Source organism: Myxococcus qinghaiensis (assembly GCF_024198215.1).
GTDB lineage: Bacteria > Myxococcota > Myxococcia > Myxococcales > Myxococcaceae > Myxococcus > Myxococcus qinghaiensis.
This window is the reverse complement of sequence record NZ_JAKCFA010000002.1, coordinates 171,772-192,189: the sequence shown is the minus strand read 5'-3', so window position 1 is coordinate 192,189 and position 20,418 is coordinate 171,772. Positions and strand designations below refer to the sequence as shown.

21 protein-coding genes are annotated in these 20,418 nt (G+C 69.6%); 4 read left to right on the top strand and 17 right to left on the bottom strand.

Features of this window, described 5'->3' with window-relative positions; translation table 11 throughout:
• The first annotated feature begins 2 nt into the window (after positions 1 to 2).
• Positions 3 to 1,739 (top strand): response regulator, encoded by a 1,737-nt coding sequence (locus tag LZ199_RS03450; RefSeq protein ID WP_253992198.1) that lies wholly within the window; start codon positions 3 to 5, stop codon positions 1,737 to 1,739.
• 108 nt (positions 1,740 to 1,847) lie between these two features.
• Here LZ199_RS03450 and LZ199_RS03445 read toward each other — a convergent pair whose 3' ends face one another.
• From LZ199_RS03445 to LZ199_RS03365, 17 genes are all read right to left on the bottom strand, one after another.
• On the bottom strand, positions 1,848 to 2,432 hold the full coding sequence (locus tag LZ199_RS03445) for an HdeD family acid-resistance protein (protein WP_253992197.1): 585 nt from the start codon (positions 2,430 to 2,432) through the stop codon (positions 1,848 to 1,850).
• A 115-nt stretch (positions 2,433 to 2,547) separates the two neighbouring features.
• Positions 2,548 to 3,474, bottom strand: coding sequence for a tRNA (adenosine(37)-N6)-dimethylallyltransferase MiaA (gene miaA, locus LZ199_RS03440; RefSeq protein WP_253992196.1), 927 nt, complete (start codon positions 3,472 to 3,474; stop codon positions 2,548 to 2,550).
• Positions 3,467 to 4,387, bottom strand: coding sequence for a hypothetical protein (locus tag LZ199_RS03435; RefSeq protein WP_253992195.1), 921 nt, complete (start codon positions 4,385 to 4,387; stop codon positions 3,467 to 3,469). Before LZ199_RS03435 ends, miaA begins: the two co-directional genes overlap by 8 nt.
• A complete protein-coding gene (locus LZ199_RS03430) occupies positions 4,375 to 4,554 on the bottom strand; it encodes a hypothetical protein (protein WP_253992194.1) in 180 nt (59 codons plus the stop codon). The genes LZ199_RS03435 and LZ199_RS03430 overlap by 13 nt, the downstream gene beginning before the upstream one ends.
• Positions 4,551 to 7,643, bottom strand: coding sequence for a PQQ-binding-like beta-propeller repeat protein (locus LZ199_RS03425; protein WP_253992193.1), 3,093 nt, complete (start codon positions 7,641 to 7,643; stop codon positions 4,551 to 4,553). The genes LZ199_RS03430 and LZ199_RS03425 overlap by 4 nt, the downstream gene beginning before the upstream one ends.
• A 16-nt stretch (positions 7,644 to 7,659) precedes the next feature.
• Positions 7,660 to 8,202 carry a hypothetical protein gene (locus tag LZ199_RS03420; protein WP_253992192.1) on the bottom strand — a complete coding sequence of 181 codons (543 nt, stop codon included), beginning with the start codon at positions 8,200 to 8,202 and terminating at the stop codon, positions 7,660 to 7,662.
• Positions 8,202 to 8,498 (bottom strand): PqqD family protein, encoded by a 297-nt coding sequence (locus tag LZ199_RS03415; protein ID WP_253992191.1) that lies wholly within the window; start codon positions 8,496 to 8,498, stop codon positions 8,202 to 8,204. Before LZ199_RS03415 ends, LZ199_RS03420 begins: the two co-directional genes overlap by 1 nt.
• On the bottom strand, positions 8,495 to 8,902 hold the full coding sequence (locus LZ199_RS03410; RefSeq protein ID WP_256568778.1) for a S24 family peptidase: 408 nt from the start codon (positions 8,900 to 8,902) through the stop codon (positions 8,495 to 8,497). Before LZ199_RS03410 ends, LZ199_RS03415 begins: the two co-directional genes overlap by 4 nt.
• 137 nt (positions 8,903 to 9,039) lie before the next feature.
• A complete protein-coding gene (gene hisS / locus LZ199_RS03405) occupies positions 9,040 to 10,308 on the bottom strand; it encodes a histidine--tRNA ligase (protein WP_256568814.1) in 1,269 nt (422 codons plus the stop codon).
• A 26-nt stretch (positions 10,309 to 10,334) separates the two neighbouring features.
• Positions 10,335 to 11,177: an archaetidylserine decarboxylase gene (asd, locus tag LZ199_RS03400; RefSeq protein ID WP_253992188.1), complete on the bottom strand. Its 843-nt coding sequence runs from the start codon at positions 11,175 to 11,177 to the stop codon at positions 10,335 to 10,337.
• A gap of 13 nt (positions 11,178 to 11,190) precedes the next feature.
• Positions 11,191 to 11,907 (bottom strand): hypothetical protein, encoded by a 717-nt coding sequence (locus tag LZ199_RS03395; protein ID WP_253992187.1) that lies wholly within the window; start codon positions 11,905 to 11,907, stop codon positions 11,191 to 11,193.
• A gap of 55 nt (positions 11,908 to 11,962) precedes the next feature.
• On the bottom strand, positions 11,963 to 12,694 hold the full coding sequence (locus LZ199_RS03390) for a metallophosphoesterase family protein (protein ID WP_163869826.1): 732 nt from the start codon (positions 12,692 to 12,694) through the stop codon (positions 11,963 to 11,965).
• A gap of 26 nt (positions 12,695 to 12,720) precedes the next feature.
• Positions 12,721 to 13,074 (bottom strand): TIGR02266 family protein, encoded by a 354-nt coding sequence (locus tag LZ199_RS03385; RefSeq protein WP_253992186.1) that lies wholly within the window; start codon positions 13,072 to 13,074, stop codon positions 12,721 to 12,723.
• Between the two features lie 103 nt (positions 13,075 to 13,177).
• On the bottom strand, positions 13,178 to 14,104 hold the full coding sequence (locus tag LZ199_RS03380) for a PfkB family carbohydrate kinase (RefSeq protein ID WP_253992185.1): 927 nt from the start codon (positions 14,102 to 14,104) through the stop codon (positions 13,178 to 13,180).
• 115 nt (positions 14,105 to 14,219) lie between these two features.
• Positions 14,220 to 15,749 carry an MlaD family protein gene (locus LZ199_RS03375; RefSeq protein WP_253992184.1) on the bottom strand — a complete coding sequence of 510 codons (1,530 nt, stop codon included), beginning with the start codon at positions 15,747 to 15,749 and terminating at the stop codon, positions 14,220 to 14,222.
• Positions 15,750 to 15,850: 101 nt separating this feature from the next.
• Complete coding sequence (locus LZ199_RS03370) at positions 15,851 to 16,588, bottom strand: ABC transporter ATP-binding protein (protein ID WP_253992183.1); 738 nt, start codon at positions 16,586 to 16,588, stop codon at positions 15,851 to 15,853.
• 53 nt (positions 16,589 to 16,641) lie between these two features.
• Positions 16,642 to 17,460 carry an MlaE family ABC transporter permease gene (locus tag LZ199_RS03365; protein ID WP_253992182.1) on the bottom strand — a complete coding sequence of 273 codons (819 nt, stop codon included), beginning with the start codon at positions 17,458 to 17,460 and terminating at the stop codon, positions 16,642 to 16,644.
• A gap of 198 nt (positions 17,461 to 17,658) precedes the next feature.
• Between LZ199_RS03365 and LZ199_RS03360 the strand changes: the two genes are divergently transcribed.
• Genes LZ199_RS03360 through LZ199_RS03350 form a run of 3 tightly spaced genes read left to right on the top strand, consistent with a single transcriptional unit; the run spans position 17,659 to position 20,409 of the window.
• A complete protein-coding gene (locus LZ199_RS03360) occupies positions 17,659 to 18,207 on the top strand; it encodes a hypothetical protein (RefSeq protein ID WP_253992181.1) in 549 nt (182 codons plus the stop codon).
• 40 nt (positions 18,208 to 18,247) lie between these two features.
• Positions 18,248 to 19,624: a hypothetical protein gene (locus LZ199_RS03355; protein ID WP_253992180.1), complete on the top strand. Its 1,377-nt coding sequence runs from the start codon at positions 18,248 to 18,250 to the stop codon at positions 19,622 to 19,624.
• On the top strand, positions 19,621 to 20,409 hold the full coding sequence (locus LZ199_RS03350) for a hypothetical protein (RefSeq protein WP_253992179.1): 789 nt from the start codon (positions 19,621 to 19,623) through the stop codon (positions 20,407 to 20,409). The genes LZ199_RS03355 and LZ199_RS03350 overlap by 4 nt, the downstream gene beginning before the upstream one ends.
• Positions 20,410 to 20,418: the final 9 nt, after the last annotated feature.

The following is a 20,418-nucleotide window of genomic DNA, read 5'->3' as shown; positions in this document are numbered from 1 at the left end:
GGATGATTCTGGGCAACAGGCTGACGAGCGGTTCAAGGGTGGCGGTCGTCGGGGGCGGTATCGCGGGGGCGGGGCTGGCGGCCTCGCTGCTCTTCAACGGCAGGGCACGGGGGCTGACGCTCGATGTGCGCGTCTACTCCGGAGGACTGTCGGAGCGCACCGCGCCTCCCGCGGTGCTGACGCCCGAGTGTCGCTCCCGGCTCGCCGCCCTGGGCTGTCGCATCCCGACTGAGTGGCGTGCCCATGAGCTGCGGGGCGTGGAGATCATCGCCGAGGGACGTCGCGAGCTCCTGACCGCCGCCCCCGGTGGGCTCTGGGTGGTGGACGGCTGGCCTCAGGGACAAGGTGGCCTGGCGCAGGTGCGCGACGTGCTGGCCACGGCTGCCAGCGCGCAGGGGGCCCGGTTCCTGGAGCGGCATGTGGACCGCGTGGAGCGGCAGCCCCCGGCTCCGGATGCGCCGGCGGCCGTGCGAGGCGCGGGTCCGCTGGTGGTCCGCGCGCAGGGCGGTGGTGAGCGCTTCCATGCGGTGGCCCTGGCGGGCGGCACGGGGCCCTTGATGGGCGACGCGTTCTTCCCGGGCTTCCGCCCTGCCCCCACGGTGGCGGCCGTGCAGGCGCGGCTGCGGCACGCGTCGCCTCGGCTGGAGATCGCCCCCGTGGCGCGGCTGTGGGTGGCGCCACTGCCCACGGTGGATGGGCTGTTCCTCCTGCCCGGCGCGGACTCCGTCTATGCGCTGGCCTTCGGTCCCGCGGTGACGCCGGCCGACCTGTGCCAGGCGCTGATGATGGCCGCGCGCGACGGGCTCTTGGAGGAAGGGTTCGAGCTGGCCGCGCTGGAGACGACCCGCCTGCCCTACGGGCCGGGGCGCACGCTGGTGGCGCCGGGGCAGATCGCCGTGGGCCCCGCGGCCTTCGGTCATCCGCTCCAGGTGGGGTTGTCGGAGACGCTGGCCTCGTGCAGCCGCGCGGCGGTGGCGCTGCTGGATGGGGGCCTGGATGGCTCCGCGCTGGAGCGACGGTATGTCCGCGAGGGCCTGTGCGAGCTGATGGAGGACGCGGCTGCGGGCGCCCGTGCGGCGTCCTGGTTGCGGCGCGCGGGAAAGCGAGCGCCCGGGGCCTTCGTCGCGGCGAAGGGTCGGCGCACGTCGGCGGGAGTCTACGGCGGTGGCGTGCTGGGCCTGAGTGCCCCCACTCCGCTGGCGCTGCTAGGCGCGATGCGCTGGGCGGGCCTGCGCGAGGTGGTGGGCTCCTGGCTGAGGACGACGATGGAGCCGGTGCCCATGGCGGTGCCGGAGCTGGAGCCTGACCTGTACTACGTCGTGGACGATGACCCCGATGCGCGCGAGGCGCTGACGGCGCTGCTGGAGAGCACGGGCGCGAAGGTGGTGTCGTTCGCGGACGAGCTGGCGCTGTTCTGCGCCGTGGCGCGACGGCCGCCCACGGCCATCATCCTCGACGTCGTGCTGCACTGGGTGGATGGGCTGCGGCTGTGCGAGGGCTTGAAGCAGCATCCCCTCACCCGGAACACGCGCGTGGTGGTGATGAGCGGCTTGAATCGTCCGCACGTCCGACAACGGGCGCTCGACGCGGGCGCGGAGGCCTTCATGCCCAAGCCCGTGGACCCCGAGCGGCTGCTGCGCATCCTGACCGGACGGTTGACCTCGTCGAGCACCACGCCCGACGTGGCGACCCCAGCGCCGAGCGACGCGGGTGGCTCGGACCGCTACGCCGCTTCCTAGGGAAGAGTGAGGGGCACGGTGCTCCTGGCCACCGTGCCTTCGATGGGCACAAGACAAAGGGCACGGTGCCTGATGGCCACCGTGCCCTTTCGTCCTTCCGCGCGCCGGTTACGTGGTGACGCGACGCAGGCCCTTGCGCAGCTCCAGCGAGCCGGCCATGAGCGCGATGCCACGCATGAGGATGGAGATACCGACCAGCGTACCCACCAGCCACACCGCCGAGACGGGCCACTGGGCCATGACGATGACGCCCAGGGCGATGGAGATGACGCCATAGGCGCAATCCCAGCCCCACTGCGGATAGCGATCCATCAGCGACGTCACCACGTGGAAGAGGCCGCTGGCGAAGAAGTAGCCAGCAAGCAGGAGCGTCAGCGCCCCCAGGCCCGCCGCCGGGTACACGAGGACGAAGAACCCCACCACCGTGGAGAGCACGCCGCTCAGCAGGTAGAGCCAGAAGGGGCCGCCGGCCTTGCGGACACGGAATGACGAGACAATCTCCGCGATGCCCGTTCCGGCCAGCAGCGCGCCGAAGAGGATGACCGAGACCAGGCTGGTGAGGAACGAGGCTCCCAGCGCGACGAAGCCGAGCACGGCCATCAACAGCCCCAAGACGAAGGGGGGCCCCCAGGCAGCCGAGGCGGCCTTGCTTCGCTCACCTGTCAGGGGTTCACGTTTGAAGCTGGTGTCCATGTCGGTCCGCCTCCTTGGAGGAAAGATTCAGCGGCGAACATGGGTGCCTCCGCACACGGGGACAACGGCCTGTCTTCCCGCGCCTCCCCTCCTCGCCCCTCCCTGAAGGACGACTTCAACCAGGGAGGCTCGGCGAGCCCTCGCGCAGGGCCGCGTACGGGGGCTGGATGAAGACGGCGCCGGGCTCCTTCCGGAACCAGGTGAGCTGGCGCTTGGCGTACCGCCGTGTCTCCTGCGCGGTGTCGCGAATGGCCTCGTCCACGGACATGCGGCCCTCCACCACGGCGCGCGCCTGCACGTAGCCCACGCTCCGCATGGGAGCCGCGTCGCCAAGGCCGCGCTCCAGATGTGCCCGCGTCTCTTCCACGAGCCCGGCGGCGAACATGGCCTCGGTGCGCGTGTTGATGCGGGCGTACAGCTCCTCGCGCGGCGGGTCCAACACGTAGAACCGAAACGGATATCGGTCCGGCGCGAAGGCGTGGGCCTTGCGGAACTCGGACGCGGGCACGCCCGTCTGCGCATGAATCTCCAGCGCGCGAACCACGCGCACCAGGTCTTGAACGGGCAGCTTCGCCGCGGTCTCCGGGTCCACCAGGGCCAGTCGCTGGTGCACGGCCTCGCGTCCCTGCTCCGCCGCGAGCGCTTCCATCTCCGCGCGCAGCTCCGGCAGCGCCCCCGGTGCGTCCACCACGCCGTGAAGCAGGATGCGCAGATACAGCCCCGTGCCGCCCACCACGATGACGGGCCGGCCTCGTCCGGTGATGTCGGCGATGGCCGCGTCCGCGCGACGTTGGTACTCGGCGGCGGAGAAGGTCTCCATCGGGTCCACCACGGACACCAGGTGGTGCGGTACCGCCGTCAGCTCCTCCGCGGAAGGCTTCGCGGTGCCGACGTCGAAGTGCCGGTACACCTGCTGCGAGTCCGCGCTGACAATCTCGCCGCCCAGTCGCCGCGCCAGCTCCAGGGCCAGCGCCGTCTTCCCTGATGCCGTGGGTCCGGCCAGCACCGTCAGCGTCGGCCTCCCCTCCTGTGCCTCAACCATGTCCCGACACTCCTAGGGCCTCACGCACCACGGTGGCGGCGGACGCGTCTCTCGAGAACACCAGTCGCACCGGCTCCACGTCCGACAACAGCCTTCCCGCCGAGGCGAGCAGCGCCGCGCGGCCCGTCGAGGAGGCCTCCGACAGCAGCGCATTGTGCACCAGCACCCGGCCCACGTCCCCGGCGCGTTGTCGCTCCCAGCGCGAGCTCGAATCCCAGGCCAACGTCCCCACCGCGCGCAGCCGCGCCTCACGGGGGAAGCCCAGGTTCCAGGGCGTGCCCGAGGCTCGCCACGAGCCCTCCACCGCCTCGGGCCACACGGCCACGAGTTCGTCCGAGAGCAGCGCTTCGCCCGCGTCCATCCACAGTCCACCGAGGGTGCTCTTGCCCGCGCCCGAGTGTCCCGTGAAGAGCGCGGCCGTCTCGCCCAGCATCAGCGCCACGCCATGCACCAGCAGGCCACCGCGTCGCGCCAGCTCCGCCGCCAGCATCACCCGCAGCACCACCTCGACTGGGAAGCGACCCGTGCCAGACACTTCACCGCGAAGGCCGTCCGCATCGAGCCTCGCCGAGTAGTCCTCCCCTTCCAGCCGGAGCGAGCCATCCTGCTCACGCCAGGGCCGGGGCAGCTCGCGAGTCATCGGCTCGGGGCGAGCCACGGAGGGGGCCACGACGCGCAGCCGGGAGCAGCGGACACCGGCTGGCGGTGGAGCCCTCACGAAGCCCGAGAGGGAGCGGTGCAAGAGCTCCCGGACACGGGCGTCCGGGACATCGAGGCCCACCGTCCAACTGGCGATGGAGAGCCACGGGCCGGACAGCTCCAGGCCGTCATCGCCAGAGCTGTCGGAGCCGTCGGAACCGCCGGAGCGCTGGGGACCGGACGGGCCGGCTCCCGGCGCGTTCAGGGCGTGCACTCCGATTCGCCGGGGATGTTGCACTGGGACATGGCCGCGAGCGCGACGAAGGGCTGCTCCCACAGGATGGCGGGAGCCTCGTAGCGCGGAGTGGCCTGGGCCGGAGTGGCCCGAGGAGCCTCTGTCGTGGGCGACGGAGAGGACGAGGGAGTCGAGGGATTTTTCACGGGAACGGTACCGGGAAGGCGCAGATGCGGCCGTCCTGAGAGCCCACATGCAGTCGGGAGACGGTGTTGTCGACGGTCGGAGTGCCGATGAGCTGTGCGGCGCCAATGGACACCTGTCGCGAGTCCACGCCGCCAATCATCTCCAACTGGTGCACCTTCCCATCGGAGCTGCCCACGTAGATGCGGACGACGCCGGCGGTGTTGAGGGTGAAGGTGCCTGACGGATTCGCGATGGGCGTGGTCCACACCTGCGAGGGCGCGGTCGCCCCGGCCGTCGTGTAGTCCCAGAAAGCGACCTGGCCGCTGGCGAGGCTGGCCACGAAGCCGCCGCCCAGGGGACGCACGAAGCTGGTGAACGCGGGCGTACTCGGCGAGGGGCGCGTGCCCACATTCACATTCCACACGGGCGCCAGGGTGCCCGCGTCGATGGCGTGCACCACGCCGTCGCTGTTGGTCGCGAAGATCTGATTCGCCACGGCATTGCGCACCAGGCTGTGGTCCAGGTCACCGAGCGACAGCCGCGCCACCTCCGTACCTGTCAGCGTGTTCAGGACGCGGAGCGAGGCCGTGGAGCCACCATGCGTCTTCGAGCCGATGAAGAGGCGATTGGTGGTGTAGTCGACCACCATGCCGCCACTCACCATGCCCAGGTCTCCGGGCTGATAGGTGAAGACCGGCGTGCCCGTCCGGGCGTTGAGCGCCACAACGCGATTGAGGGCCGGGTTCGCCAGCCGCGTCGCGAAGAACACCAGGTCCACGTTCGGCCGCGCGGCCTTGTACGCGGGGTTCGCGTAGTCGTGGAGCTGCGTCACGGGGAAGGACTGGATGATGCCAATGGGCGCGCCGGTGTTGTCCCAGCGCCACAGCACCGTGCCAGTGGTCGCGTTGATGGCGTAGGCCACGCCCGTCTGGTCGGCGGTGAGGATGTACTGCCCGGCCAGGCCGCTGAGCGGCACCACGGGGAAGCGGCTGCCGATGAGGCCCGCCAGCGGAAGCGGACGCCAGCGCTCGGCGCCGTCGGCCGAGGGCGTGGTGACGTTGGTGAGGTTGGCGACGACCGAGTTGTTGTAGGAGCTGGAGATGCCCATGCCCAGCTCGGTGATGGGCTGGAGGCGCGCATCCAGGCCCACCGAGTAGCACCACAGCGGCGCGGCGCCGACGCGGGCCTGGGGCGTCGCGATAAGCGCTGCGGAGGCCGAGGGCCGGCTGCCCGGAGAGTACCGTCCCACATCATCCGTGTTGAACACCCGGTACTGGTACGTGGTGCCGTTGGTCACGGTGGTGTCGGTGACGGAGGTCGTCGAGCTGAAGCTCTCGGAGGCGACGACGGTGGCGTTGCCTAGCGTCGACCCGGCGGCATAGGTCCGTCCGGCCACGGGCAAGGTGTTGGGCGCGGCCCCGGCGGTGCGAAGCACCAGCACGCCGTTGTGCGTGGCGGGGTTGTCCCACGTCACCGTCACACTCCCATCTCGAGCCACCGCGGTGAGGCGCTCGACCTCCGGCGCGGTGCCCGTGGCAAGGGTCACCGGCGCCTCGATGCGCGCGGCCGAGTTGGACGCATACGCGAGGGGCAGGTGCATCCGATGACGGAACGTCGTGGGCGCGGCCACATTGCCGACGCTGGAGTACGTCACCGTGAAGGCGCGCTCCTGGTTGGGCATGATGCGCGCGGCATTGTTGTTCGCCGTCCAGGTGAAGCTCGCCGTGTTGCTCGCCACCGACCAACCCGTGGGGGCCGTCGGGTTGACGCCGACCGTGAAGAAATTCACCGCGGGCCGGAACAGCGTGACTTCATCGAGCGGCAGCGCTCCCCGGTTCTGCACGGTGTAGACCACGGCCTGGTTGGGCGTACCCGGCACCAGCACGGACGGACTCACCCTCAGGCGATGCGCCACGATGCGGCCTTCCCGCGAGCGCACCACCTGCGTCGTCGCGGCGCTCCCGTTCAACGTCGCGTCCGCCTGCACATTGAAGGCATACGAGGAGAACTCGGCGCCGGTGACGGTGTACGTCCAGACGAAGTGCGCGGAGGCTCCCGGGCCCAGGCGCGGCACGCTGGCGGGGCTGGGGCCCGAGGTCAGCGTCGCCACGGCGGTGCCCACGAGGATGGGAGCCCGGGGCGTCACGTTCAGATAGGACGCGGTGGTGGACGTGTTGGTGACGCTCAGGCGCAGCCGCACGGCTTCGCCCGTGAAGGCCTGGACGCTGTCCACGTCAGCGGAGGCGGCGAGCACGCCCACGTTGACCATGGGGCTGTCCGCCACGGCGGAGGTGAGCGAGCCGTTCGCGTTGGTGGCGCGCACGCTGGCCACCATCGTCCCGCCCGTCTGGGTGGTGGCGCGCGCGGAGAGGATGCCCGCGCCTCGCACCGGAAGGTTCACCATGAAGTTGGCGGGTTGGAGCTCGACGACCTCGAACGAGACACCACCCGCGCCAGTGCTGGGGCCTTCCGCCGTGATGTTGTTCTGCGTGGCCGCCTGACTGGTGCGGTTCTCGATGACGAGGCGCGCGGTGACGTCGTCGCCCACGGGCAGCACCCGAGGCTGGATGTCGATCCGCGTGGACAACCCCACGCGCCGCCACTCCGCCGCGTCCGTCGTCCGGTTCGTGGCGAAGGAAAGGTTTCCGCAGGCCTCGTAGGCCGTCAGCGTCGTGAACCGCTGGTCCGCGGCGTTCGTGGTGCCCACCTGTGGAATCATCCGCAGGGTGAAGGTCGCCGTCTGGTCCTGCATCAGGCCGGCGTCCGCCAGCGCGCAGTTGACCGGGATGTTGTACGTCACCTGTCGCGCGGTGATGAAGTGGTCCGCCACCCAGCCGGCGGGGGCCGGGCTCTCCAGCAGCGTGTAGCCGGTGGGCAGGACGAACGTCACCTGGTTGATGGGACGGAACTGCGGCGACGTGCTCCGGGTGTTGTTGCGCACCTGGACGCGCAGCTCGGAGACCTCGTCCATCACCACGGTCGCCTGCGTCTCGCCTGGCTCCGCGAGCGTCGTGAAGACGGCGGCGCGCGTCGTGCTCTGGGCCAGCGCGGCGGAGGGAAGGACGAGGACCGCGAAGAGCGCGGCGAGGCGGGCGTTCACGGGCATCATGTCGGCGGGCCTCAAATCACGGCTCCAGGGTGAAGGCGGCCGTGGTCAGCGGCGCGCCGTCGAGAGAGAAGCGAACCAGCCACGTGCCGCTCATGCCGGAGGTGGCCACCGTCGTCCCGGCCACGGGCAGGGAGAAGCGCACGGTGCGAGTCACCTCCGGCTTCGCCTCCACCACGGAGGTGCGTCGCTCGTAGGGATGGCCGGAGGGCGACACGAACTCGACCTCCACGCGACCCTTGCCGTTCACCCCGCTCACCGTCAGGTCCACGTCCACCTGGGAAACGTCCGACAGGCCGCGGGCGTCCAGCCCCACCACCTCCGCGCGTCCGGAGACAGGCGCGGGCATCGGCTCGCCCTCCGCGACGGCGTCCGGGGCCGGAGGCCGGGCGGCCTCGCTCTCCTCGCCCAGCACGTCCGTCGGCGAGACGGGCTCCACGACGGGCATCCCCCCACCAGCAGGTGCATCCGTCCAGTCGAACACCCGGGGCGAGATACCGCCCTCCGTACAGGCCGTCAGCAGCAGCGCCGCCGCCGAAACGCCTGCAATGCGCGCTCGCATCACCGTACCTCCTGAAGCTCGTCGACCAGGCCCAGGCGGGCCAGGTCCGTGAGAAACCGCAACGTGTCCGTGAGCACCTGCCCCACGTCCATCGAGAACTCGCGGGCCACGACCTCGGCCACCGAGCGCGCCGAGCGCGTCCCGTCACTGAGCTCCCAGATTCGCACCGCCGTCGCGTTGAGGCCGCGCAACGTGCGCCCCTCCGCGTCCAGCAGCAGATAGTCCGCGCCGAAGCGCTGGCCCTCCGCACCCACCCGTCGCCGAGGAAGGTGGTCCGCCGGGAAGTCGCCGCTCATGGCTGCCCTCCCCGTCCCAGCCACCGCGCCACCCTGCCCCGCACCACCGCGCGCACCCGTCCCAGCCGCGACGGCCCCCGGTCCCACTCCGCGCCCAGCTCCACCGCACCCCGCCGGACACACGTCACGCGCCCGAGGATGCGCGACGCCGGAATCGGAGGATCCTCGGCCGGCGCATTGTCCCCGCGCAGCGACAGCACGCCCTCGCCCGCCGCGCGGACCCGGTGCAGGACGAGCGCGCCGTCGAACCGCGCCAGCACCACCTCACCCGGCCGAGGCTCACCTGACAGCGGCTCCACCCCGGCGAAGTCCCCTGCCCGCAACGACGGCCACATGCTGTCTCCCCGTACGGGAATCCAGCGAAGGGCCGAAGGTGAAGAGGAGGTGGGGGACTCACCCGACATGGCCGCGTCAGTCTATCGCAGCAGTCCAGGCGGCGCGAATGAGTCCCTGGGGTTTCCCCCTGACTTTCCAGGAGGTTACGAGGTTCCCCTGGTTTTAAACAGAAGGTGGGAAATGCCAACTCTTCCCGTCTTTTGATTCAGGAAGCGCCAGGAGCGTCCGCCCGGGGAGCGGCCGAGTGGGCCCGCACCGTGCGCGCGATGTCGTCCAGCGCGACGGGGATGGGCTCCCCTCCGGCCATCTGCTTGAGCTTGGCCTGCCCGCTGGTGCGCTCCAGCTCACCAAGCACGAGCGTGAAGCGCGCCCCGCTCTTGTCCGAGCGCTTCATCTGGCTCTTGAGGCTGCCGCCGCGCGTGTCGAAGTCCACTCGAAGGCCGTCGCGCCGCAGACGACTCGCCAGCGTGAAGGCCATGTCGTGCGAGCCCGCGTCCGCCACCGCGATGAACAGGTCCGGCGTCGCGCCGAACTTCTGCTGGCTCTCCTTGAGCAGGAGCACCAGTCGGTCCAGGCCGCACGCGAAGCCGACCGCGGGCACGTCAGGCCCGCCCAGGCTCTTCACCAGCTTGTCGTACCGCCCTCCGCCGCCCACGGTGCTGGCGGTGCCCAGCGCGGGGTGCGAGGCGATGAACTCGAAGACCGTGCGCGTGTAGTAGTCCAGGCCGCGAACCATGCGCGGGTTGACCACGTACTTGATGTCCAGCGCCGTCAGCTTGCGCTGCACGTCATCGAAGTGCGCCTTGCAGGGCTCGCACAGGAACTCGAGCACGTTGGGGCCCTTGGCTGCGACCGCCTGGCATGTCGGGTTCTTGCAGTCGAGCACCCGCAGCGGGTTCTTCTCCATGCGCCGGTGACAGTCGGTGCACAGCTCCTCGATGTGGGCCTGGAGATACTCCACCAGCTTCGCGTGGTACGCGGGCCGGCACGTGTCATCCCCCAGCGAGTTGAGGTTGAGCGTGATGTCCTGGAGCCCCAGCTTCTGGAGGAACTGGGACACCATGTCCATCACCTCGACGTCCTGCGCGCCCTCCTTCGAGCCGTAGGCCTCCGCGCCGACTTGATAGAACTGCCGGTAGCGGCCCGTCTTCATCCGCTCGTACCGGAACATCGGCCCCGTGTAGAACCAGCGCGTCAGCGGCTCCTGGTTCAGGATGGAGTGCTCGATGTACGCGCGCGCCGCGGGGGCCGTGCCCTCGGGTCGAAGGGACAGGCTGCGGTCGCCCTTGTCGGTGAAGGTGTACATCTCCTTGCCGACGATGTCCGTCTCCTCGCCCACGCTGCGCACGAACAGCGCCGTGTCCTCCAGCATGGGCGTGCGGATCTCTCCGTAGCCGAAGCGGCCGAACAGCTCCCGCGCCAGGCCCTCCACGTGCTGCCAGATCTCAATCTCCCCTGGCAGCAGGTCATTCATGCCCTTGACGGCGCTGAGCGTCTGACTCACGGCAGCACTCCGATGCGCTGCCCCAGACGGAGCACCGCTTCGTCCTGCATCACCGGGTCCCACTTCACGCGGCCCGGCTCGAACAGCAGGATGACGGTGGAGCCCATCTCGAAGCGGCCCAGCTCGCCGCCCTTCTCCACCTTGTAGCCCTCCTGGTACCGGTGCACCTTGCCGGGCTGGCCCGTGTGCGTGGTGATGTCCTCGTAGGACGCCTTGATGCGCGACACACACGTGGCGCCCACCTTCACGACGGCGCACTTCCCCGCCGACGTCTGGAGGTACGTCACCAGCCGCTCGTTGACGCAGAACAGGGCCTGCTTGTTCTTCACCGACGCCGGGTTCACCGGCCAGAACTCACCGGGGATGTACGCATAACCGGTGATGGTGCCCGCCAGCGGCGAGTGGATGCGGTGATAGTCACGAGGCGACAGGTAGATGGTCGTCCACGCACCGCCGTGGAAGGGCTTCGCGGCCTCCGCGTCCCCCAGCAGCTCGTCCACCGTGTACTCGATGCCCTTGGCCTGCAGGCACCGGCCCAGGTCCGAGTAGCCCACCTGCGACACGCGGCCGTCCACCGGCGACACCACCGCCTTCTCGTCCGGGTCGATGGGCCGCAGGCCCGGCTTGAGCGCGCGCGTGAAGAACTGGGCGAACGTCGGGTAGTGCTCGATGGGGTGCTCGGCCTCCGCCATGTCCACGTTGTACGACTTGGCGAACGCCCGCATGGCCGCCTGGTGCAGGGGCGCGGGGATGGGCACTCGCGTGGCCATTCCCACCGCCGTCGACAGGGCGGACTTGGGCAACACGCGCATCAACTTCATGAAGGTCTGTTCGTTCATGGGGCGTCTTTGATTAACGGCCAGCGTCGGTCCCCGCGGGGGGCACCGTCCCGGCATCTTGCGGCCTCTGCACCGACCGCACGGAACTCTTGGGCAACAACATCAACACCCGTCCTTCTTCGACGAGCAGCACCGTGTCCGCATGGCCAGGGAACTCCAGGCGGCAGGCCGTGCCGTCGGTCAGCTCCCAGGACTCCCGGATGCCGCGCCCCTCCACGTTGATGGGGGCGCCGCGCTTGAAGCAGCCACGGAAGCCGGCGACCAGCTCATTCGCCGGGGTGCCAATCTGGGGGCCATTCACCGGGCCCGCGTCTGGAGGCCCCGCGTCCACCGGCGCGGGGGGCGGCGGCGGAGGCGGCGGCGCCAGCGTGGTGGAGGGCGCGTTCGGGACGACCTCGTGGGCGCTGGCCACGGCCTTGTTGCGCGCGACAAGAGCCTCTTGCATGCGCTTGCGGTTGGTCTGGATGCGCTGGAGCAGCTCCTGCGCGGAGGGCGCATCCAGGCTGTCCTGGGGCACGCGCTGGAGCTGCGCCTCGATGGACCCCATCTTCGGGTCCAGATACGCCTCATCCAGCTTCTGCGCGTACAGCTCGCGGAACTGACGGGTGGCCTGCTCGTACTCCGCGGAAGGAGGCGGTGGCTCGCGGCGACAGGCCGACAGCACCAGCAGGAGGGCGGAGACAAGGGCCGCGAAGGGCCGGAGGGAAGCTCGGAGGACCTGGGGGCGCACGGACCCGGTTTATTTCATTTCCCCCCACCCTGCCCAGTTTTCAGAAGGCGCCGCGTCAAACGCCGAGGAACAGACGCTTGCCGAAGTTGAGCGCCAGGTCCGCGTCGAAGATCTTCTGGGCGGACGTCTCGATGTCGTACTCCACCCGGACGTACTCCACCGTGCGCGCATCCGTGTCGCAGATGACGAAGCACGCGCGGTTGTCGTAGTCCCGCGGCTGGCCCACGCTGCCCACGGAGATGATGTACTTGTAGCCCTTGCGGATGCCGAACTTCTGGGCCACCACGTCGTTCACCTCGCCATTGCCGATGGCGAACGCCCGGCACAGGTGGCTGTGGCCGATGAACGTCACTTCCGGCAGCTCCTCCACGTAGGGCGTCAGCTCCCGGGCCTGCTCCAGCGCGAAGATGTACTCGTACGCCTTCGGGTCGATGGGCGAGCCATGGCAGAAGCCCACCTCGCCGATGCGGTACGTGTACGGCAGGCTCCTGAGCCAGGCCATGTTCTCGTCCGTGAGGACGTTGGCGGACCAGTCCAGCGCGTGCCGGGCGGCGTCGTAGTAGTACGAATAGTCCATCCGCCCCGCGACGGCGGCGTCGTGGTTGCCCAGCAGCGTCACCTCCGCCACCGAGCGCACCAGCTCACAGCAGGGGTTGGGAGACGCCCCGTAGCCGACGATGTCCCCCAGGGACACGATGCGGTCGACCTTCTGGTGCTCGCAGACGCGGAGCACCTCGGTGAGCGCTTCGATGTTGGAGTGGATGTCGGAGATGACGGCGATGCGCATGGGTGCCTCGGTCGGTGGTGCCGCGTTCAGCCGGCCCAGACCGCCTTCACGGGGTTCTTCTGCTGCTGCGAGATGATCCGCCGGAGCCGCCCCAGGGTTTCCGCATCCAGCGCTTCGAACTGGAGTCCCATTCCCGGCGGGTACGCACGGTCCTCCTCTTCCCTCAGCCATACCACCGTGGCCGCCGCCTGTACTTCAGGATCCTCCGAAGGCGTCAGCCGGAGGACCGCTCGCGCGCCTCGCGCCAGCGGCGTGCTCGTCCGCAGGAAGAGGCCGCCCTCGCTCAGGTTCGTGATGCGGGCATACAGGGTGACGTTGTCTCCCTCGCACCAGCAGCGCAGCAAGGTGGGTACCCGTGCTGACTTTCGGTTATCGCTCAACCCTCTTCCTTCCCCGAGCACCAAAGGGTGGAAGCCTAGAGACGGCCTGAATCCACCGTCAAGTTCGTGGGTGGGCAAGGACCCCACCCGACCGTCCAGGCGATCAACGCTCCAGGGGCCCCAAATCGTCGAAGTGGGTCAGCTTCTTGAATTCCGCGAAACGCGCCCGGATCTCCGGATGCGTCACTTCCCGCAGGCGCTCCAGGCTGAACTTCTCCACCGTGAAGGAGGCCATGACGCTGCCCATCACCATGGCCCGGCGCAGCACCGTGGAGTCGACCTCCGACGTCGCGGTGGCCAGCGCGCCCATGAAGCCACCGGCGAAGGTGTCACCGGCGCCCGTGGGGTCGAAGACCTCCGCCAGCGGGAAGGCCGGGCAGGCGAAGACGTGGTCCTTCTCGAAGAGGAGCGCGCCATACTCGCCGCGCTTGATGACGACCCGCTGCGGGCCCATGCCGAGGATGGCGCGGGCGGCCTTCACGACGTTGTGCTCCCCGGCGAGCTGGCGAGCCTCCGAGTCGTTGACGAAGAGCAGGTTGACGCGCTGGAGCGTCTTGAGCAGGGCCTCGCGGCTGCCCTGGATCCAGAAGTTCATCGTGTCGGCGGCCACCAGCTTGGGCGAGCGCACCTGATCCACCACGCGCGACTGCAGCTCCGGGTGGATGTTGCCCAGGAAGACGTAGGGCGTGTCGCGGTAGGCGGCGGGCAGCTCGGGCGAGAAGGTCTGGAAGACGTTGAGCTGGGTGTCGAGCGTCTTCGCCTCGTTCAGCTCGTACCCGTAGCGGCCCTTCCAGCGGAAGGTACGGCCGGGCACCCGGGTGAGGCCCTCCAGGTCGATGCCCCGCCCCTTGAGGAAGCTCAGGTGCGCCTCGTCGAAGTCCTCGCCCACCACGGCCACGATCCGCGCGGGGGTGAAGAACGACGCCGACGTGGAGAAGTAGGTGGCGGACCCGCCGAGGACGTCCTCCTTCTGTCCGAAGGGGGTTTCCACCGAGTCCAGTGCGACGGAGCCGACGACGAGGAGGGACATTGCGAGCTTCCTGGAAATACAGAGGGGGGCACGGTGCCCTACCAGGAACCCCGTGCCCGTGCCGGGTACGCGGTTTCACGGCCGGCGTCAAGCCGCGCAGCCGTGAAAACCCCTCTCAGGGAGTGGGCAGGCCCGTGGCGGTGATGATGGCCTTCAGGTCGTCGTCGGTGAAGAACAGGCCACCACCCACGAAGAAGTCGCGGCCCGCGATGAGCCGCTGCGTCGCCGTGTCGCGCTGCTGGGCGTTGAGCATGTCGTCCATGCCCGCGACGACGAACAGGTGGTCGAACGCCTGAGCCCGCAGCGTGGCGCGCAGGCGCGGATAGCGCAGCTCGTCCGCCGCGAAGTTGAAGGCGTCCATCTTCAGGGTGAGCGCGTCCTCGAAGAGGTGCAGGTCCGCGCCCACGCCGCCGGTGGACTCGATGAGGCCCACGCGCAGCGTGGTGAAGTACCAGCGCTTGGCGAACTGGGCGCTGATCTTCAGGCTCTCCTTCGTCACCTTCTGCGTCTGGATGACCGGGTCGCCTTCCGACGGCGGGTTCGTCTGCACCACCTGCGTGGTGACGGTGCCGCGCGGATCATCCACCAGCTCCAGCAGGTAGTACTTGTCCGGCCGGGGGATGAGGCGCAGGGACAGCATGTTCTTCGAGCGCCCCTGCGCTGCCAGGTACGTGCTCTGGATGCCCACTTCCGTCTGCAGCTCCGTCAGCCGGGAGACGAGGCTGGACACGTCGCGCACCGTCTCGCGCACCTCGCGGCCCACGCTCTCGTCGGTGAGCAGCATGCCGGCGGCGCTCTCGCCGTCCTTCACCTTGCGGGTGATCTCCTCCATGTTGGCCAGGGAGTTGTCCAGCTTGGTCAGCGTCTGCTTCAGGCTGGCGACGCTCTCCTTGAAGTCACCCTCCCCGCTCCCGACGATGTTCTTGACGCTGGCGAGCACCTCGCGGACGTCGCGGGTGATGAACTCGATGTTGTCGACGATGCGCCCGACGTCGGCCTGGTTGCTCTGGGTAATCGTCCGCACGTCGGTGGACACGCCCTCGAAGTTCGCGAGGATGACGTCCAACCGGTCCGCGTTGCGGCGCACCGTCGCGTCCACCGAGTCCGACAGCCGCACCAGGTTCTCGACGATGCGCTGGAGCGAGCCCGCGCCGCGCTCTCCACCGAGCACCTCCCGCAGCGCCCCCGTCACCTGCTGGATGTCGGAGGTGATTTGCGACAGCGACTCGAAGATGGCCTCCATGCCCTGCGTGTCGATGACCCGGCGGATCTGCCCGCCGTTCTCCAGCTTGGGGGCGTTCTCCGTGCCGGGGTTCAAGTCCAGCAGGTAGTCGCCCAGCAGCGATTCCGAGCGCTTGGTGACGACCGCGTCCTCGCGCAGGTCCACGTCGTTGCGGATCTTCAGGACGACGCGCGCGCGCGTGCCCTCCAGGATGATGTCGTCAATCTCGCCCACCCGGATGCCGGCGATCTGCACCCGTCCGCGAATCGCGAGGCCCGACGCATCCCGGAAATAGGCCCACACGCGGGTGGAGTCGCTATCGCTCAGCCCTCCCTCACGCGCGAACAGCACGAAGGTGACGAAAAAGGCCCCCGCGGCGATGACCAGCAGGCCAACACGGAAGGGCGTAACGAGCTTCTTCACCTGATGTGACTCCGAGGGCTACCGGCCGGCCGCGACTCTAACGTTTTGCATCTGGAGTGCCACATTTTCCTGAAAGCGCACCCCTGGCGGGGCGCCTGCCCTCAGTTCTTCCCGAACCACGTCTCCAGGAACACCTTCACCGCCGGGTGCTGCGACTCGCGCAGCTCCTCCGGCGTCCCGTGCGCCACGATGACGCCCTTGGAGAGGAAGGCGATCTGGTCTCCCACGTTGAACGCCGAGGAGATGTCGTGGCTGATGACCACGCTGGTGACGCCCAGGCCCTGCTGCGCCGCGAGAATCATCTCGTCCACGTAGTCCGTCGTGATCGGGTCCAACCCCGTCGTCGGCTCGTCGTAGAGGACGATCTTCGGGTCCAGCACCACGGCGCGCGCCAACCCCACCCGCTTGCGCATGCCGCCCGACAGGTCCGCGGGGAACTTCGACTCCACCTCCCGTTTGAGCCCCATCAAATCCAGCTTGGAGCGGACCTTGGCGTACAGCTCGTCCTCGGAGAGGCGGGTGTGCTCGCGCAGGGGGAAGGCGACGTTCTCGAACACCGTCATGGAGTCGAAGAGGGCCGCGGCCTGGAACACCATGCCGAACTTGTTGCGCACGCGCTGCAGGTCATCGACGCCCATGGGGACGATGTCCTCGCCGTCGATGATGACCTTGCCGCTGTCCGGATGGAGCAGGCCAATCATGTGCTTCATCAGCACCGTCTTCCCGGAACCGGAGCCGCCGAGGATGACGCACGTGCTGCCCGCGGGCACGCTCAGGTTGATGCCGGTGAGGACCTTGTTCTCACCGAACGTCTTGTGCAGGTCCACGATGTCGATCATCGGCTTCGTGGACGCGCCGGCTTCTGTTCTGGACGGAGGACCTGAGGCAGCCATCAGTGCATCACGATGCCCACGATGAAATCGAGGATGAAGATGGACAGCGCGCTGGCCACCATCGCCTCGGTCGTCGCCTGGCCCACGCCCTTGGCGCCGCCTGACGCGTTGAAGCCCTTGTAGCAACAGATGAGCGCCACGGAGACGCCGAACACGGCCCCCTTGATGACGCCCTCGTAGATGTCCACGGGCTCCAGCCACTGCTGGGTGCGCGTCAGGAACGTGCCCGGGGAGATGCCCAGGCCGCCCACCGCGACGAAGTAGGCGCCCGTCATGCCCGCGGTGCTGAACAGGATGGTCAGCATGGGGACCATGAACAGGCCCGCCAGGATTCGCGGCACCAGCAGGTACTGCACCGGGTTGACGGCCATGGTCTCCAGCGCGTCCACCTGCTCGGTGACGCGCATGGTGCCCAGCTCCGTGCACATGGCGGAGCCGGCGCGCATGGTGACCATCAGCGCGGAGAACACCGCCGCCAGCTCCCGCGTCAGCGTCAGCGCCACCGTGGGGCCGACGAGGCTCTCCGCGTCGAAGAGCGCGAAGGCCTCCGACGTCTGGAGGGCGAACACCATGCCGGTGAACAGGCCCGTCAGGCCGACGATGAAGATGGAGCCCACGCCCACGAAGTCCAGCTGGGCGAACAGGTTCTGGAGGCGAAAGGGGCGCCTGACGCTCCAGCGGGCCACGTCGAAGGCCAGCGTCACGACGCCGCCAATGGTGCTGACGACGTCGATGAGGCCCTTGCCGAAGCTGGCCACCGACTGGGCGAGGAGCCCCGGCTCGCTAGGGGCCGGCTTGCTGGGGGTCTGCGTGGTCATGCGCTCAGGCGCCTACTCTTACGTGACCCGACGGGGGGCACAAGCGAAGTGTTCCCTCCCCGGCCTGAGTGCGACGTCACCAGGCGGGCGGGCGACGAAGGGACTACCTCACTTCGGAGCGATGCGTTTATGTTCCGCGCCCCTTTCTTTCCAAGCCCGGTGCCCGCGAGGCGCACCGGGCCGAGAACTCAGACGAACATGGCAACTCATAAGGTCGGCGGCGAGGTGGACGCATACTGCACCCGCTGCAAGCTCACCCTCGCGCACACCATCCTGGCGATAGTGGGAACGAAGATCGCTCGGGTGCGCTGCAACACCTGCAACGGGGACCACGCCTACCGAGGCGCCCCGGGCACGACGGACCGCCCCGCGCCCGCTCCGCGCCGGTCCTCGGGTCTGTCCAAGGCGGAGAAGATCATCATCTCCTTCGAGGAGCAGCTCGCGGGCAAGGACGTCGCCAACGCGCCCCGCTACAGCCCGAAGGACACGTACAGCGTGGGTCAGGTCATCCAGCACCCGACGTTCGGCGTGGGTCTGGTGACGGGGGTGCGGGGCGACAAGGTGGACCTCACCTTCCGCACCGACACCAAGACGCTGGTGCACGGCCGTGGCGGCGCCCCCTCGGAGAAGCCGGCCTTCAGCCCGCCCGTCCGGCAGGTCACCGGCCCCGCGGACAAGCCCCAGCTCGCTGCCGCGGATGCCCCCGCGGACGAGCCTGTCGGGGAATCCCCCGCCAACGGGGATTGACCGAGGTCCGCCGGGAGGGTGAAGTCTGGCGGTACTGCTCGTGCGCACCCGCCCGCCGCTCTTCCCGCCGTTCCTCGTGCTGCTGGCCCTGGTCGCTTCGACGGCCATGGCGGAGCCCCTGGACTCCGGGTTGGAGGTGCTCGTCACCCCCGCCCGTGTCGTCCTCGGGCGGGACACGGTCGTCGCGTTGGAGGTCCGCGTGCCCTCGGGCACGGGGCCGGTGCGCGCCGTGGCTTCCTCGGGTCGGCTCTCCGAGGGTCGCCTGAACGAAGGTGCCCGACGCACCTTCCGCTGGACGCCGCCCCCCGTCCGATATCCCCTGGTCGCGGTGTTCGCGTTCTGGGTCGAGGCCGGTGACGCGCCTCCCCAGGTGACGCTGTTCCGGCTCGCGCTGCTCGGACAGACGACGCTCGACGTGGCCACCGCGCCTGGCGCCACCGTTGAAGTCCTCCTCGGGGACAAGCGCTTCGGTCCCATCCAGGCGGATGCCCGGGGCAAGGCCCGCGTCCCGGTGGAGGTGCCTCCTGGTGTCACCTCCGCGCGCGTGCTCGCCACCCGAGGCGAGCTGCACACGGACGCGGCCACGCCCCTGGACGCGCCCCGCGCGAGTCCCCGCGTGGTGGTGCTCACGCCCTCTCCCCTCCCCTCCGACGGAGGCTGGCTGTTCGTCGCGGGAGACGGCCCCGTCGACGTGGACGCGTTGGGCCTGTCCGTCGACGGCGCCCGGTTCGAGCCCGTGCCAGGAGGCTCCGACGTCGCGCGCTTCCGAGTCCTCCCCGAGCCCCAGGCCACCACCGTCACCGCCGTGGTCCACGCGCCGGGCACGGACGAAGCCCGCACCCGGGCCGAGGTGAAACGCGCGCCCGTGGTCGCGGTGCCGCCGGTGGCGCCCGTCGTCGTGGAGCCTCCCTTCAAGTGGCGTCCGGCGCTTCACGTGCTCGCGGGAGGCTCGTTCGCGAGCGGCGACAACACAGGGCCCTTCGGAGTGTTGGGCGGTTCGGTGGCCCTGCCGTGGTGGAGCGGCAGGCTCGCGGCGGAGCTCGAGGTGGGCGTGCGGGGCGCGACGTTCAACGGGACGGTGGGCGCGCTGGGCGCGGTGCGCTCGCAGGTGCTGGCGGTGCCCGTCCTCGTGTCGGCGCGCGCGGACCTGCTCCAAGTCCAGGCGTTCACCCTGTACGGCCGAGCAGGAGGAGGACTGGCGCCTTTCCGCCATCGACTCCGCAGTGACTTCCAGGCGGAGGTGAAAGAGAGCAAGCTTTCGGGCATGGGGTTTCTGGCCATCCAGGGCGCGTACCGATTCGGGCGCTGGAGCGCGCTGGGAGAGCTGCGTGGCGCCTGGGCACCGGCGAGCACGCCCCTGCTGGATGCACAGCTCGGCGGTGTGTCCGCGCTGCTGGGGATGAGGTTCGAGCCATGACGCGCCTCACCGTGCTCCTCGCGCTGCTGCTGTCGGCCTGCGGCTCGAGCGCGGTGCTCCCCGCGCCCACCATCCGTTCGGTGAGCCCTCGGGAGGCGCATGTCGGCTATCCCGGCACCGTCCGCGTGACGCTCGACGTGGTGCTCCCCATCCGCGTGGACTACTCGCGGCAGGAGGCGAGCGCGGGGACGGGCGTGCGGCTGTGGTTCGGTGCGGTGGAAGCGCCGCTGCGTGAGTGGGATGCGGAGGGCACGCTCTCCGCGGACGTTCCTCAGGGATTGGGACCGGGCGCGCACGATATCCGCGTCGTCCTCGCGGATGGGCGCGAGGCGCTGCGTGAAGACGGCTTCACGCTCACCGAAGAGGTGGGCATCGACGAGGATGGAGGCGTCGAGGAGGTGCCCGACGGGGGCATCTTCGTCGCGGATGGAGGCCCGGAGTTCGACGGAGGCTCCGAGCCGGACGGCGGTCCGACTCCAGGCACGCCGATGAAGGAAGGAGACATCACCGGCTTCGAGTTCGAGGTGGTGCCGGAGCAGACCCGGGGCCAGCCCTTCGTCGTCACGGTGCGCGCGCTGGGCCCGCGCGCGGCGGAGTTCGAGGACAAGCTGGACCTCGTCGTGAGCAAGACCAACGGCGGCGTCAGCCCCACCTCGCTGGACATGTTCGTCGCGGGGGTCTGCGCGCAGAGCGTCTCCGTGGACGTCCAGGGCGCCAACGTGTCGCTGACGGTGACGGACCGCTTCGGCGTCGAGGGCACGTCCAACGCCTTCAAGGTGAAGTAACCCGCGTCG